A 15,090-nucleotide genomic window follows, 5' to 3' on the forward strand; every position below is an offset into this window, starting at 1 on the left:
GTCCATATTACATAACCGATACCTCATCGCTTTATTAAATCGTTAACAGTAAAAAGCCGCCATCGATTCAATTTGATGGCGGCTTTTTTAGTGCTTTAAAAACGATGTTAATCTTGCTGTAGTCGATTTCTCGCCTTCTGATAGAAGTAAGAAACAGTCAGCAAAATGACCCCGATCAGCATAAAGGCAATCACCTTTTGCACTAGCTCGAAGGACGCCATATCCAGTAATAGCACTTTAAGCGTCGATAAGGTAAATAGCCCAGCAGCGAGGCGGATCATATCGGCATTTTGTGGTTTTAAGCTGATAAACATCAACACACTGCCATGGATAACCAATAAAATCGCGCTGAGTGGGGCGGCAATCATGTTATCGAAGCTATAACTCCACATGAAGTAACTCAAGGCGAGTAACAGATGCCAACCCCACTTAAGTCCTTGTAAAGGTAAGATGCGTCTATGCAAGCGTATTGCTGCACCGTGCTGCAAGATAAGCCTTGCTAGGAGCGCCAGTGATAAAAACTCGATTAACATAAACGAGGCATTATCACGATTAAGCCCGAGTGTTAGCTCAAAATGCAACATGATGGGCAACAGGGCTAAGCCTAAAGTGAGGCCATAGGCGAGATGATAGCTTTCCTTTATTGCGGCTTGGATTTCGGCTGCGAGGGGGAATTTTGCGCTATATGAGGTTTGGCCTACAGATGCCTGACTTACACCTCTCAGGCTTAAACCTCTTTGGATTAGCAATGCAAAATAACCACTTAAGGCTAATGCTGTCATGGCTATTCCTACTAGCTCAGAATGATTAAAGCCATAAACGATCACGGCCAATACCAGTGCAAAGTAATAAGGGCTCAATTGCCATTGTAGTTGCAGTAAGGGGCGCCAATGCTCGGGTAATTGGCGATAACGAAGCAGTGTGAAGCCCATAAAGAGGGCGCCAACGGCTAGCGCCGCGAGTCCTTGCCAAGCGTGAATAAGGCATAGCGAGGCTGTCATCAGAACCGCTAGCCAAGTGAGGATTTTGGCTTCTATATTCAAACTCTTATGTTTAACAAAGTAGGCTAAACCTAGGCTCATAAAGGTGCTCAGCCAGAGTGCAATAGCGGTATATTCCCAATGGTTGCGGATGACTTTGGGCAGCAGAATAAGCGGCAGCAGCAAATAGCAGAAGATTTGCATCGTATAAGCGGCTTTGGCAAATAAGGCATCTTTATAGTGGCGACGATACCAATAATGGGCCAAGAGTAGGACGATAAATAACTCAAACCGTGCCAGTTTTGCCATAAGCGGCTGGGCGCTAAAGCTAAAACTGCCTGTGAGCGTTATGCCTTCAACAACCTTAAACAGCAGCGGCAATAGTAAGAGCCAAGCAGCAAACTCGCTGATAACGAGTCTGTCCTTTGCGCTCAAATACAGCAGTAATAGGCTGACCAGTGGCAAGATAGCGAGATAGTAATCGCTGCTCAAAAGGTAAGCCGCGAGGATAATTATCGCCACATAAAAACCGCTTAATAGCTCTTTTAACACTCTGTTTAGCTGACTTTCTAGGGTCGAAAGTAACGTATGATGGAGTGTTAATAGCCGAATCACTAAGACTAAGGCGGCGCAACTTAAGGCCAGTGCTAACAGTGGAAAGCCAAAAGCTGACAAGGGAGAAATTGGCGCCCCATCGATAAAGCTTGATGCTAAAAGGCTCATGCCCGTCAGTACACTAGACGCATTGAGCCCTAATCCCATCAGCAGCAATACATAGGCTTCGGCGCGAACGGAAATCAGTTCTTCTTTGGTGCCAATCCACAAGAGTAATAAGGCTTCGAGCAGTAATACTAATCCAAGGAAATCGTGGCTGAGTAAATACAGTGCGGCAAATCCCGCAAAACTTCCTGCAAAGACTAACAATAAGCCGCTGCGGGCTTTTTCTAGATTGCCTGTGCGCTTCCAATAGAGGGCTGCGCAAATCAGTGCGTTGGCCGCAAAGATTTCCCCTGCGAACTCAGTAAATTGCGTCAACTCTAATAACACAAAGGCGAGCAATGCTATCGGTAGGGCGAGTATGCGATGGCTCAGTGCATTATGTTTTTCATCATGATGGGTAAACTGCTTGGTAAATAGTAGGCCTGTGATGCCGTAGAGGTAAAAGAACGCATTAATACTGATAAATGCGAGCAGACTGACGCCGCCAACGTCACTGAGTGGCAATTCAATGAAATGGCTAAAAGCTTCGATGCAGCCTATGTGCAACAGGGCGGTGATTTCCAGTAGCAGCGGCCACTTAAGTTTGCGACTCTGGGCAAGGGCGCCGGCACCAATAAGCAGTAAATAAGGCAGATACAATAGCGGCGCATAGCTTTGGGATAACAGCATCATAGGCGCGGTCGAGCCACCGACTAAGGCGATCACGGCGATCACTTTGGCATCTAAGCGCATCGACAGGCCATAACCTGCCAAAGTGATCAATAACAGTAAGATAAAACTCGCGCTATTGGGAATTAACTCAAAATACGGCCCAATAAAGTACGCGCAGAGATAATTAAGTATGAGTCCGAGTCCGACAATACCTGAGCCAAAATCCGCCATACCCGCGCGTTTTTGGCGAATAAAAATCCCGCCCACTATGATAGCGTTCGCGCTGGCAAACCCGAGTAGCGCTTTGCCAAGTTCTGAAAACCAATGGTTGATTGAATATTGCAGTAAATAACCAAAGCCTAAGGTCAGGGTGATGATCCCTGCGACAGTCATTAAAAAGACAGGTCCTAATCCCTTAGCCTGATAATGATGGTAGAAAGATTTGACTTGCTCGTTGACTGCCGCAAAGGGTGCCATGACGGCCGCGAGTCCTTGGGATAGCAACTCATCAAATTGACTCGCCGCTTGCACGCTTGCCTGCAATTTGACTTCATCACTCAGCTGTTGATTTTGCGCTTGAGAAAGGTGTTCGGTTTTAGCTGTTTGCTCTGTCGAGGTATTTTTCGTTTTTCTTTGCCAAGGGTCTTCTTGCCAAGGTTCATTTGGTATAGGGCCTTGCTGCCATGGGTTGGGTTCTGCTGGGGCTGGCTCTACGGAAGCTGGCTCAAGGGTTGGTGTTTGTGCCGCATAGGTTAATGTAGGCGCGTTATCGGCGGCGGTGAGCACAGATGCAATTGATGAAGCATTCGCTGCCATATTCAGAGTGGTTTCAGCTGCGTCTTCAGTCGCAATTTGCTGACTTAACGTCTCGAGCTTAGTGGAGAATTCTGCTAATTGACGACCGAGCGAAGATTGCTGCGATAAATGCAGCGATTGTAACTGTGCCAGCTCAGCTTTTAGTTGGGCAACGTCATCCTTTAACGGCATATCTCATTCCTAAGTGTTTAAGTGCTTAACTCATAAACCTTTGTCGGCAAGAAGTGTACTTGTATGTGTATTTTTCGGCTAGTTGTTGTTGATTTTTAGGAAATCTCCGACTGCTACTTTTCCAACATGTCATTGCTCAGCATAAAAAGAGCCCTGTATAAAAAAGAGCCAAACATTGCTGGCTCTCATTTAACGTGTCAATTTCGATGAGGTTATTTTTTCTGTGCCTGCAGGATCACAAATTTACCGTTGGAGGCGACTGTGGTGCAGTTCTTAAATAAGCGCTGTAATTTTACATGGTAAGCCAGATGACGGTTGCCGACGATATGTAAGATCCCCCCCTCTTTTAAGCGGCGGCGAGCGTCTAAAAACATCTGCCACGCGATATGATCGGTAATGGCTTCACCTTGATGGAAGGGCGGATTACACAGCACCAGATCCGGTTGAACATCATCGGGCAGATGCGTCATGCAGTCGTCCCAATAGAAGTGGCCTTTATCTGTCGGTAATTGATTACGAGCCCAGTTTGCCTTGGCTGATGCGACCGCCATTTCAGAATCGTCGATAAAGTGAATGTCAGCCTCTGGGAATAACTGGGCGGTGCGTAACCCCAGAACGCCATTGCCACAGCCGAGATCAACAATCGACTTAAAATCCCCTTTGGGCAGATTCTCTAGCATGATGCGTGCGCCAATATCGAGTTTGTTGGCGGCAAACACATTACTTAAATTGCTGATCTCAAGTTGATATTCGGGTACGGCCCAAGTCACTTCTTTGGCTAATAGTCTTGGTTTACCATCACTGACACAGGTGATCACTCGGGTGTTTTTCCACGCTAAACTGGCGCTTGCGGGGCCTAAATGCTTAGCAAAGATGTCGAGTAAGGCGCCATTAATCGATTTGGATTTGGCGGCCACTAATACACGAGTGCCTGCGGGTAACACTTGCGACAAGCGCGTTAGCTGGTGAGCAAAGTAGCTTAAGTTCTTAGGCAACTTCATCAATACTAAGGCTAAGTTTTCTGGCAAGGTATCGCGGCTGGTAAACCATTGCAGATTATCCATTGGCAACTGATTGCGGCCATGGTTTTGTTCGGTGCCTAAAAAGCTGGTTCTGGCATCGGTTTCAACACACAGTGGCCAACTTGGATTCAATTTAGATAAACCGCAGCTTAAAGCGCCGAAACTGTCGTTGATAATGGCGGTTGGCACGGCGGCTTGCTCTGACTCAATAAGGCTTTTGAGTAAGTGTTCATCGGCGGCATCCCAAGCTTGAAGATTAGATTCCTGCTGAGCTGGATACCGTAAGAGTTCGAGTTCAACACCCGCTACTGAAAATTGTGTTGTCATGTGCCACACTGCGCCAATAAATTTAAGGCGCAGATTATCGCAGATTTCATGGCGCAGTGCGACGGCTCACATGGAGGACGTCAATGCAGCAAGGTAAGTTAGGGTTTGATACAGAGGGTGAGGCTCAAATTAAACCGCCCATCACCTTAGTGCGGGGTTATCTTAATGCTGAGCAGCAAGCGGCGCTAATGAAAGAAGCGCTGACCTATCCCTTAAGCCGCCCCGAAATCCAAGTCTTTGGTCAGCTTCACGCGATTCCTCGCCAGCAAGTGTGGTTTGGCGATTTGGGCTGCGACTATTTATATTCAGGACTGTTTATCCGCGCCTTACCTTGGCCTAAATATGCTCACAAGTTGAGGGATAAGTTAGCGCGGGATTATGGCTTGGAGAGCAATGGGGTATTAGTGAATCGCTACGCCGATGGTAAGGATTGTATGGGCGCCCACAGTGATGATGAACCTGAAATTGCTCAGGGGAGTCATATTGCTTCTATTACCTTAGGCGCCACGCGGGATTTTGTGCTTAAGCATAAGCACAGTCAAACCAAGTACAGCATAAGTTTGCACAGTGGCGATCTACTGATCATGCACTGGCCTATGCAAAGTGACTGGTTACACAGTTTGCCTAAACGTTTGAAAGTAAAAGAGCCGCGCTGGAACTACACCTTTAGACAACTTATCGTTAATTTCCATGGTTAATTGCCTCCCGCTAACTGCCTATGGTGAAGCACTGCGAAATATGACTGGATATAAAGTGGTAGGGCATCAACAAATTGAAAGCGTGAATTTGATCTTTTCAATTTGAAGCAGTACTCTGCGGCAACTGGATTTCCCCATTCTGAGACTCGAATATGTCCAATACTCATGTGCAGGGCACTGTGGCTAACACTATTTCGCAGAAATTAACCGAATGCTTTTCGCCGACCCATTTAGAAGTGATTAACGAAAGTAATCGTCACCATGTACCACCGAATTCAGAAACCCACTTTAAAGTTGTGCTGGTGAGCGAGCAGTTTGATGGCTTACGTTTATTAGCCCGTCATCGATTGGTCAACACTCACTTAGCCCATGAGTTAGCCAATGGCGTGCATGCTTTGTCTATTCACACTTTCACTCAAAATGAGTGGGATGCGAATGCACAAGTACCTAATACGCCAAATTGTCGCGGTTAATTAATCGCTCAATAATACTGTTTAGCTTAGATTTCAAGGCCACTCTTCATAGAGTGGCTTTTTGTTTTAGGCCAACTTAAGACCGTTTTTGGATTTGCCGACCTTAGTTTCTAGTTTCCCTACCTTAGTTTCTGTGTTAACAATATGTTTTATTTTAAGAGGTTGGGCGATGTGATTGTCGATACCCATCCTGAGTGTATTTCCATGTCAGTTGGATCCATGCGCTCGTTTGACATCAGGGAGACTATTAAAAATGCGTAAGTTAGGGAGTTTGTTTATCTCAGTGCTGCTGATGGGACTGAGCGGTTGTAACCCCGTCTCCAGTGATGCGCAAAGCGTAGCCGCTTCCCATGCCGCAACTGATGTTCCCCACGCTTTACCTGCTATTGAATGGCGTCTTGCAACCTCTTGGCCGAAAAACTTCCCCGGTTTAGGCATGGCTCCTGAGCGTTTTGCGCATTTAGTCGATGAAATGTCTAACGGTCGGTTAAAGATTAGCGTTTATGGTGCGGGTGAGTTGATGCCCGCTTTTGCCGTATTTGATGGTGTGAGTCAGGGTAAAATTCAAATGGCCCACTCCGCTTCTTTCTACTGGAGAGGAAAAGCGCCCGCAGCGCAGTTTTTTTCATCGATCCCCTTTGGTATGACCGCGCAGGAAATAAATGGCTGGCTTCACTATGGCGGTGGTATGGAGCTGTGGACTGATGTGTATCAACCCTTTGGTATTATTCCCCTCGCGGGAGGCAATACTGGGATGCAAATGGGTGGCTGGTTTAATAAACCCATCAATACTATTGCTGATTTTAAGGGATTGAAGGTCCGCATGCCGGGCTTAGGTGGTGAAGTGTTGAAACGCGTTGGTGCTGTACCTGTAAATATGGCGGGGCGTGAACTTTATGGTGCATTGCAAACGGGGGCGATTGATGCCGCAGAATGGGTAGGGCCAGTGAATGATCTTGCCTTCGGTTTACATAAAGTGGCGAAGTACTACTATTACCCAGGTTGGCATGAGCCGGGTTCAAATATGGAATTCTTGATTAATACTGCTGCCTTCGAGAGTTTACCTGAGGATTTACAGGCCATAGTCAGAGTTGCTGCGAGAGCCATTAACCAAGATATGCTCGATGAATACACGACCCGTAACGTGACCGCCCTTGAAACGTTAGTGAAGGACGAAGGTGTGGAACTTAAAGCGTTTCCACCGAACGTGTTGTTGGAGCTTGAGAAAATCTCCAAACAAGTGATTGAAGATCAAGCGAATCAAGATCCCTTAATGCGAAAGGTATATGATGCCTATCACACGTATGAGCAAGGTGTGCGCCAGTACCATAAAATATCTGAGGATTCTTACAGTCAACAGCGTCAACACTAAATGATGTTTTTTTTACTGCAAACTGTCACATTAGCATCTGATTTATATGAGATGATTTCATCTTAGATTATCTTGTTATCGGCGTAATTCATTTGATGTTATGCTTGCAAGCCATAAATAGACAGTTACAGTGGCGTTGATGTCGCCCTGAGAATTTGGAGATCCCTATGCCATTACTTGATAGCTTTACCGTCGACCATACTCGGATGAATGCCCCTGCGGTTCGTATCGCTAAGCATATGAGCACGCCAAAGGGCGATGCCATTACGGTATTTGATTTACGTTTTTGCGCACCGAATAAAGAGATCCTCAGTGAGCGTGGTATTCATACTCTAGAGCATTTATTCGCGGGTTTTATGCGTGACCATTTAAATGGCAGCGATGTTGAGATCATTGATATTTCGCCAATGGGATGTCGTACCGGTTTTTATATGAGTTTGATTGGTGAACCCACAGAGCGCCAAGTGGCCGATGCGTGGTTAGCCGCGATGGAAGATGTGCTTAAAGTGGTTGAGCAGTCTGAAATCCCTGAGCTGAACGAATACCAATGTGGTACGTATGAGATGCATTCATTAGAGCAAGCACAAGATATCGCCCGTAATATTATTGCGGCGGGCGTAAGTGTTAATCGTAATGACGATCTAAAATTAAGCGATGAAATTCTAGGTAACCTGTAATTGTTCGCACTCTTATAGTATGAGAGTGCTTCGTTAGAAAATTCAGTTTCCTGAAGTTAATAAGAGAAAGCGACGAGAGTCGCTTTTTTTTTCATTCAAATTCAGCTATTTTACAAGTTAATAACAAAAACACCGTACGCTAACAAAGTTTTTGGGAGCTTGGTATGCCTAGTCGTTACTTCACTGTATCACTTTGTGCAATTTCTGTATCTCTTGCCTGTTCTAGCACAACGCTCGCCGATGATCTTCACAGTCAAATGCTTGAATTGAACAAGCTCAATGACACATTTCATTCAACGTCTAATCGTTTAGCATTAGGTCAATTGACGGCTTTGACGGTTTTGCCTGCGGATCTTAGTGGAAATCCCGCGAGCATCAGCATGCGCAGTGCGACTCAAGGTATTGCGGTATTACAAGATAGAGTGTATTTCTCCCCTGCGCCGTATTCTGCACCGCAATTACAACTCTTACCTAATCTGCTGCAGCAGCAGAGTGTTACTGCCACCCCGATGGCAAATATGGCTGTCGGTGGGCAAGGTGCGTTTGGGGTGGTGAGTTATCAAACCTTACCTGTTGCTGAGCAGACCGAGAATAGTAAGGCGACTCTCGAGGGCAATACCGATTCAGACTACAGTGTCGATATGAATTGGGGAGTTAAGCAAAAAGAGTATGGCATGATACTCGCGGTTAATTATGCAGATAAAAGCGGCGCAGATCACTTGCTCAATGGTCAAGACACAGACCACCAAACGACAGACATCTTATTTAAAATCAACGCCGCGAGTTTACTCGGCGCCAGAAGTCCACAGGTGACTGAGTTTACTTACCAGTTTCTCGATGATGATAGCTATCGCTCTCAACTTGGATTAACACAGGCCGATTGGCAACAAGATCCTATGAGTTTGTATTCGGCCACTGCGGCGGATAAACATCAGGGGCGACATCATAAGTACCAACTGTCTCACCAAGTTACGCTCAATGGTGTGCATAAGGTCACCACAGACTTTTACTACCAGTCCTATTCGCAGCAATTAAACCAACTCAATCAATTTGATGGGCAAATGCTCGATGCCCAGAGTCTTGCTGCGTTGGCCGCATTTGAACGTCAGCCGACAGTCGATGGCGTCGAACTGGCTTCTTTACAGCAAGACAATGATTTCAGCTCCTTTGGGGCACAAACTGAATCAGTGAATCAGTATGGTGCCCATCAAATTATCTATAGTGCCCGTTATCATACGGATAAAGCCGAGATGCACCTTGGCGATCAACAGAGTCTATGGCAGCAGGACTTGAGTTTAGTGAGTGATGCACAAAATCCGTTATTGGCCTATACCGACGATGCAACAGCATTTACTTCGGCAATCGATTCCTTGTTTAATTGGGACGAATTACAGATAAAGCTCGCGCTTGCCTATGAACAAGTGAGCGTCAATCGCAAGGTCGATTTAGCTTATGTAGGACTGGATGCGGCTGATTTCTCCGACAGCGATTGGATGCCACAACTCGGTGTTTTATATGATGCTGGAGATTGGCGCTTTAGTACGGATATTCGCCGCTCATGGACCGCCGCAAGTGCGGGGAATCTTGAGCAAGAGGCGCAGGTATCATTGCAATATCAAGTCAGTGTCCAATATGCCAGTGAGCATTTTAGTGCTGACATCAAAACCTACGTTCAAGATTTTGATAATCTTCATGTGAATTGTGATGCGTATGCGCAATGTGCTGACAGTCGTTTGTGGGTTCAAGGCAATGTCGTGGATGTACTGACCAAAGGAGTTGAGCTGAGTCTTGGCTACCAGTGGGATATCGGTAGTGTACAGTTACCATTAGTCTTAAATTATCAATATTCGAATTCGGAGTATCAAACCAATAGCTGTAACGAAATCCAAGGTTGCGTTGTGGCTGGTGATAGAGTGGCTTGGTTACCTGAGCAGCAATTGCATTTTAGTGCTGGAATGAAATATGCCGAATATGAATTGAATGCAAATATCTTTTATCAATCGGAACGGGAAATGGGCCAATTTGGCGCTGAATTACAGCCTATCGCAGTACAATGGCGAGTAGATTTGGCGGCGAATTATCATTTTAACCGTCACCATGAGATTTATTTTAGGGTAGAAAACCTCTTAGATGAGACATTAGTCACAACAGCATCAAATAGCGGAATTCGATCGGAAAATGGACGTATTAGCTATTTAGGTTATCAATGGCGCTTTTAAATTGAGTTTTATTTTGTTTGAATTTAAATCAATTGAAACAAATAAGATCGATTTCGGCTGCGTTTAGTGGACGTTTCGACTTTTTGCTAAATTAAATCTTTAATTATTAATGCTATAGTACCCAGTGGCCGTAATATTCTCTCTTTCTGATCAGTCACTAGGTCGGAAGGCGAACGCCGCAGCGCATGATTCTTTTCAATCCGTATTTTAGGTTTGAAATCACCTATAATTTTCGTGGCGATGCCAAGTCAATTGGGGTAAAATGCGCGCGACCAGCGTGATTGCGATCGCATTTCTGTGATAAATCTGCGCTAGCTCAATGCAGTAGGTTTTGTTTAAAACCTAAGTATTTAGCAGGAACGCGGCGCATTGTCTTTCCTTCAAACGTAGTGCTTGTGGATATGATTACAATTAAGAAAGGATTGGAACTGCCTATAGCAGGCGGACCAGAGCAAGTTATCCATAATGGCCCAGCCATTAAACATGTAGCTACTTTGGGTGAAGAGTATATTGGCTTACGTCCAACGATGAAGATCAAAGTGGGCGATAAAGTACAAAAAGGCCAAGTTCTTTTTGAAGATAAGAAGAATTTAGGCGTTAAATATACGGCTTTAGCCAGTGGTACTATATTAGACATTAACCGGGGCGCCCAGCGTGTTCTGCAGTCTGTTGTCATTGAAGTGGAAGGAAACGACAGCGTTGCCTTTGCTAAATATGATGCCACTGCACTCGATACGCTCGACTCGCAGTTAGTCCGTGACAATCTGATTGAATCAGGTTTATGGACTGCTTTGCGTACTCGTCCTTTTAGCAAAGTTCCTGCTGTAGACTCTTCTGCTGCTGGTATTTTTGTAACCGCAATAGATACTCAACCTCTTGCCGCTGATCCCGTTGTGGTGATCCGTGAGCATAAAGAAGATTTTGCTAATGGTCTTAAGGTCTTAGCAAGACTTACTGACGGTAAAGTTTACCTTTGTAAAGCGCCTGGCGCTGATATTCCTGCCGCAAACGCCCAAGTTGAAGAATTTGCCGGTGTGCACCCTGCAGGATTAGTCGGTACTCACATTCACTTCTTATTGTCTGCCTCTGCAAAACGTACCGTTTGGCATATTGGTTACCAAGATGTAATAGCAATTGGTCAGCTATTTACGACTGGTGAACTCAATACCGAACGTGTTATTGCGATCGCAGGCCCTAAAGCGGCTAAGCCAAGACTCGTACGCACTGTTGTGGGCGCGAGCATGACTGAATTAACCGCAGGTGAAGCCTTAGATGGCAATGTTCGTCTGATTTCAGGCTCTGTTCTGAATGGTCGTACAGCCGTTGGCCCACAAGGGTATTTAGGTCGTTACCATGTTCAAGTAAGTCTGTTAGAAGAAGGTACAGAGAAAGAATTTTTAGGCTGGGTATTACCAGGCTCAGACAAATATTCTATCACTCGTGCATTCTTAGGACATCTTGCTCCTTCTCGTCTGTTCAGCATGACGACCAGTACAGGTGGTTCAGACCGCGCTATGGTGCCAATTGGTAACTATGAGCGTGTAATGCCATTGGACATTCTTCCTACTATGTTGTTGCGTGACTTGATTTCAGGTGACTTTGACGGTGCTGCTACTTTAGGCGCGTTAGAGTTAGATGAAGAAGATCTCGCACTGTGTACGTTCGTATGTCCAGGCAAGTATGACTACGGTTCATATCTGCGTGACTGTCTAGATACGATCGAGAGGGAAGGCTAATGAGCTTGAAAGATTTTTTCGAACGTATTGAACCCGACTTTGAAAAAGGCGGTAAATACGAAAAGTTTTATGCCCTATTCGAAGCGGCATACACGATTTTTTATACCCCAGGTAAAGTGAACAAGGGCAAAACCCATGTTCGCGATAACCTCGACCTAAAACGTATGATGATTACGGTTTGGGCTTGTGCTTTCCCAGCGATGTTCGTGGGTATGTACAACGTAGGTTTACAAGCTCAATTAGCTTTAGTGGCTGGTTTTGCTACCCCTGACGTATGGCAAGTGAGCTTGTTCAGCATGTTCGGTACCGAACTGACGGCAAACTCTGGCTGGCCTGCGCTGATGTGGTATGGCGCCTGTTTCTTCCTACCTATCTACGCGGTGACCTTCGCCGTCGGTGGTATCTGGGAAGTGCTGTTTGCCTCTATCCGTGGTCATGAAGTCAACGAAGGTTTCTTCGTTACCTCTATCCTGTTCGCTTTAACGCTGCCAGCAACTATCCCATTATGGATGGTGGCGCTGGGTATCACCTTCGGTGTGGTCGTGGCGAAAGAAGTGTTCGGTGGTACAGGGCGTAACTTCTTAAACCCAGCACTAGCGGGTCGTGCCTTCTTGTTCTTCGCTTATCCGTTGAACATGTCAGGTGATACCTCATGGGTTGTGGCTGACGGTTACTCAGGTGCAACAGCACTGAGCCAAGCGGCGTCTGGCACTTTAGATTACGCCATTAACCAAAACTGGTGGGATGCGTTCTTCGGTTTCATTCCAGGTTCAGTGGGTGAAGTGTCTACATTAGCGATTCTGTTAGGTGGTTTGGTCATCATCTACACGCGTATCGCTTCATGGCGCATCGTTGGTGGTGTAATGGTGGGCATGATTGCCATTTCTACGCTGCTTAACGTTGTCGGTAGCGACACTAATCCAATGTTTGCAATGCCTTGGTACTGGCACTTAGTGTTAGGTGGTTTTGCGTTTGGCATGATGTTTATGGCGACAGACCCAGTGTCAGCGTCATTTACTAACCAAGCTAAATGGGCATACGGTATCTTGATCGGTGCAATGGCTGTGTTTATCCGCGTGATTAACCCTGCATTCCCTGAAGGCATGATGTTGGCAATTTTGTTTGCTAACTTGTTCGCGCCATTGTTCGACCACTTCGTGGTTCAGGCAAATATCAAGCGGAGGATTGCCCGTGGCTAGTAATAAAGATTCGTTCGGCAGAACCTTATTTATCGTCGTTGGCCTGTGTCTAATTTGTGCGATATTTGTGTCTACTGCAGCAGTGTTACTGAGACCGACTCAAGCAGAAAATAAACTGCTTGATAAGCAAAAGTACATTCTGGAAGCCGCTGGTCTTATCGATACTAAAGCGGGCAAAGTGACCAAAGCGCAAATTCTGGATACATACGGCAAACACATCGAAGCTAAACTGGTCGATTTGAAAACGGGTGCTTGGGTTGAGGGTGTTGATGCTGACACTTATGATCAACGTAAAGCGTCTCGTGATGTGAAAACCTCATTTGTACCTGAGAATGACATCGCTTCAGTGAAACGTGTTGCTGATAAGGCTGTGGTTTATCTTGTTCGTGACGGCCAAGGTAAATTAACCAGTGTCATTCTGCCAATCCATGGTTATGGCCTATGGTCTACTATGTATGCCTTCCTTGCTATGGATGCTGACCTAAACACAGTGCAAAGCTTAGTCTACTACGAGCACGGCGAAACGCCGGGCTTAGGTGGCGAAGTGCAAAATGCTCAGTGGAAAGCGAAATGGCATGGCAAAAAGTTATTTGATGAGCAAGGTAAACTCGCTATCAGCGTAACGAAAAACCCAACTGTTGCTAGCACTGAGTACGGTGTAGATGCATTATCTGGCGCAACCTTAACGAGTAACGGTGTACAACATTCACTGACATTCTGGTTGGGTAAAGAAGGTTTTGCGAGTTTCATTGAAAAAGCACGCAATGGAGGTCTCAACTAATGTCTGACGCTAAAGAACTGAAACAGGTTCTGACCGGACCTATAGTCAACAACAACCCGATTGCTTTACAAGTACTTGGTGTATGTAGTGCATTAGCGGTAACGAGCAAGCTCGAAACTGCACTGGTAATGGCGTTGGCGTTAACTGCGGTAACTGCGTTCTCGAACCTGTTTATCTCAATGATCCGTAATCATATTCCAAGCAGTGTGCGTATTATCGTACAGATGACCATTATTGCCTCTTTGGTAATCGTGGTTGACCAATTGCTGCAGGCTTATGCTTATCAGATCTCTAAGCAGCTGTCGGTATTCGTCGGTCTGATTATTACGAACTGTATCGTAATGGGTCGTGCCGAAGCCTACGCGATGAAAACACCGCCAATGATGAGCTTTATGGATGGTATCGGTAACGGTTTAGGTTACGGTGCGATTCTGTTAGCTGTTGGCTTCGTACGTGAACTGTTTGGTAACGGTTCTCTGTTCGGTGTTGAAATCCTGCACAAGATCTCTGATGGCGGCTGGTACCAACCAAACGGTCTGCTACTACTGCCTCCGAGTGCGTTCTTCCTGATCGGTGTTTTGATTTGGATTATTCGTACCTATAAGCCAGAGCAAGTTGAAGCAAAAGGGTAAGTGCGATGGAACATTATATTAGCCTGTTAATTCGCTCTGTTTTCATTGAAAACATGGCACTGGCCTTCTTCCTAGGTATGTGTACTTTCTTGGCTGTGTCTAAGAAAGTCACTACCGCCATGGGCCTAGGGATTGCGGTAGTTGTAGTGTTAACTATCTCTGTCCCAGCAAACCAAGTTATCTATCAAGGGCTGCTAGCTCCTGGTGCACTTGCTTGGGCTGGCGCACCTGAAGCTGACTTAAGCTTCTTGAAATTCATTACCTTTATCGGTGTGATTGCGGCTTTGGTTCAAATTCTGGAAATGGCACTGGACAAGTACTTTCCACCTTTGTACAACGCATTAGGTATTTTCTTACCTTTGATCACAGTGAACTGCGCGATTTTCGGTGCGGTATCATTCATGGTTGAGCGTGATTACAAGCTGGGCGAGAGTGTGGTGTTTGGTTTCGGCTCAGGAGTGGGTTGGGCATTAGCTATCGTATTGATGGCCGGTATCCGTGAGAAGCTGAAGTATGCCGACGTGCCTAACGGCCTACGTGGTTTAGGGATTACCTTTATCACCGCTGGTTTGATGGCCTTAGGTTTCATGTCGTTTTCAGGTGTGTCTCTGTAAGA

The 15,090-nt window shown here is 45.8% G+C and carries 12 protein-coding genes; 10 read left to right on the top strand and 2 right to left on the bottom strand.

The features are described from left to right. Positions 1 to 107: 107 nt before the first annotated feature. On the bottom strand, positions 108 to 3,338 hold the full coding sequence (locus L5M28_RS08820) for a DUF2339 domain-containing protein (RefSeq protein ID WP_263195855.1): 3,231 nt from the start codon (positions 3,336 to 3,338) through the stop codon (positions 108 to 110). A gap of 212 nt (positions 3,339 to 3,550) precedes the next feature. Further along, positions 3,551 to 4,687: a methyltransferase gene (locus L5M28_RS08825; protein ID WP_263195854.1), complete on the bottom strand. Its 1,137-nt coding sequence runs from the start codon at positions 4,685 to 4,687 to the stop codon at positions 3,551 to 3,553. 83 nt (positions 4,688 to 4,770) lie between these two features. Here L5M28_RS08825 and L5M28_RS08830 point away from each other — a divergent pair, with 83 nt between their 5' ends. The 10 genes from L5M28_RS08830 (at position 4,771) to nqrE (ending at position 15,088) form a co-directional block, all read left to right on the top strand. Continuing rightward, positions 4,771 to 5,385 carry an alpha-ketoglutarate-dependent dioxygenase AlkB family protein gene (locus L5M28_RS08830; protein WP_263195853.1) on the top strand — a complete coding sequence of 205 codons (615 nt, stop codon included), beginning with the start codon at positions 4,771 to 4,773 and terminating at the stop codon, positions 5,383 to 5,385. 152 nt (positions 5,386 to 5,537) lie between these two features. Beyond that, entirely contained in the window at positions 5,538 to 5,858 is a 321-nt protein-coding gene (locus L5M28_RS08835) for a BolA family protein (protein ID WP_028761572.1), read from the top strand. A 253-nt stretch (positions 5,859 to 6,111) separates the two neighbouring features. Continuing rightward, positions 6,112 to 7,230, top strand: a complete 1,119-nt coding sequence (locus L5M28_RS08840; protein ID WP_263203122.1) for a TRAP transporter substrate-binding protein — start codon at positions 6,112 to 6,114, stop codon at positions 7,228 to 7,230. Between the two features lie 167 nt (positions 7,231 to 7,397). Further along, positions 7,398 to 7,907, top strand: coding sequence for an S-ribosylhomocysteine lyase (gene luxS / locus L5M28_RS08845; RefSeq protein ID WP_028761570.1), 510 nt, complete (start codon positions 7,398 to 7,400; stop codon positions 7,905 to 7,907). Positions 7,908 to 8,071: 164 nt separating this feature from the next. Continuing rightward, positions 8,072 to 10,126: a TonB-dependent receptor domain-containing protein gene (locus L5M28_RS08850; protein WP_263203124.1), complete on the top strand. Its 2,055-nt coding sequence runs from the start codon at positions 8,072 to 8,074 to the stop codon at positions 10,124 to 10,126. A gap of 401 nt (positions 10,127 to 10,527) precedes the next feature. After that, positions 10,528 to 11,862: a Na(+)-translocating NADH-quinone reductase subunit A gene (locus tag L5M28_RS08855; RefSeq protein ID WP_028761568.1), complete on the top strand. Its 1,335-nt coding sequence runs from the start codon at positions 10,528 to 10,530 to the stop codon at positions 11,860 to 11,862. Further along, on the top strand, positions 11,862 to 13,061 hold the full coding sequence (locus tag L5M28_RS08860) for an NADH:ubiquinone reductase (Na(+)-transporting) subunit B (protein ID WP_105250021.1): 1,200 nt from the start codon (positions 11,862 to 11,864) through the stop codon (positions 13,059 to 13,061). The genes L5M28_RS08855 and L5M28_RS08860 overlap by 1 nt, the downstream gene beginning before the upstream one ends. Beyond that, on the top strand, positions 13,054 to 13,842 hold the full coding sequence (locus L5M28_RS08865) for a Na(+)-translocating NADH-quinone reductase subunit C (RefSeq protein WP_028761566.1): 789 nt from the start codon (positions 13,054 to 13,056) through the stop codon (positions 13,840 to 13,842). The genes L5M28_RS08860 and L5M28_RS08865 overlap by 8 nt, the downstream gene beginning before the upstream one ends. Beyond that, positions 13,842 to 14,474, top strand: a complete 633-nt coding sequence (locus L5M28_RS08870; RefSeq protein WP_006080467.1) for an NADH:ubiquinone reductase (Na(+)-transporting) subunit D — start codon at positions 13,842 to 13,844, stop codon at positions 14,472 to 14,474. The genes L5M28_RS08865 and L5M28_RS08870 overlap by 1 nt, the downstream gene beginning before the upstream one ends. A 5-nt stretch (positions 14,475 to 14,479) precedes the next feature. Then, positions 14,480 to 15,088, top strand: a complete 609-nt coding sequence (gene nqrE, locus L5M28_RS08875) for an NADH:ubiquinone reductase (Na(+)-transporting) subunit E (protein ID WP_006080469.1) — start codon at positions 14,480 to 14,482, stop codon at positions 15,086 to 15,088. Positions 15,089 to 15,090: the final 2 nt, after the last annotated feature.

Source organism: Shewanella sp. SW32, assembly GCF_025653365.1.
GTDB lineage: Bacteria > Pseudomonadota > Gammaproteobacteria > Enterobacterales > Shewanellaceae > Shewanella > Shewanella oncorhynchi.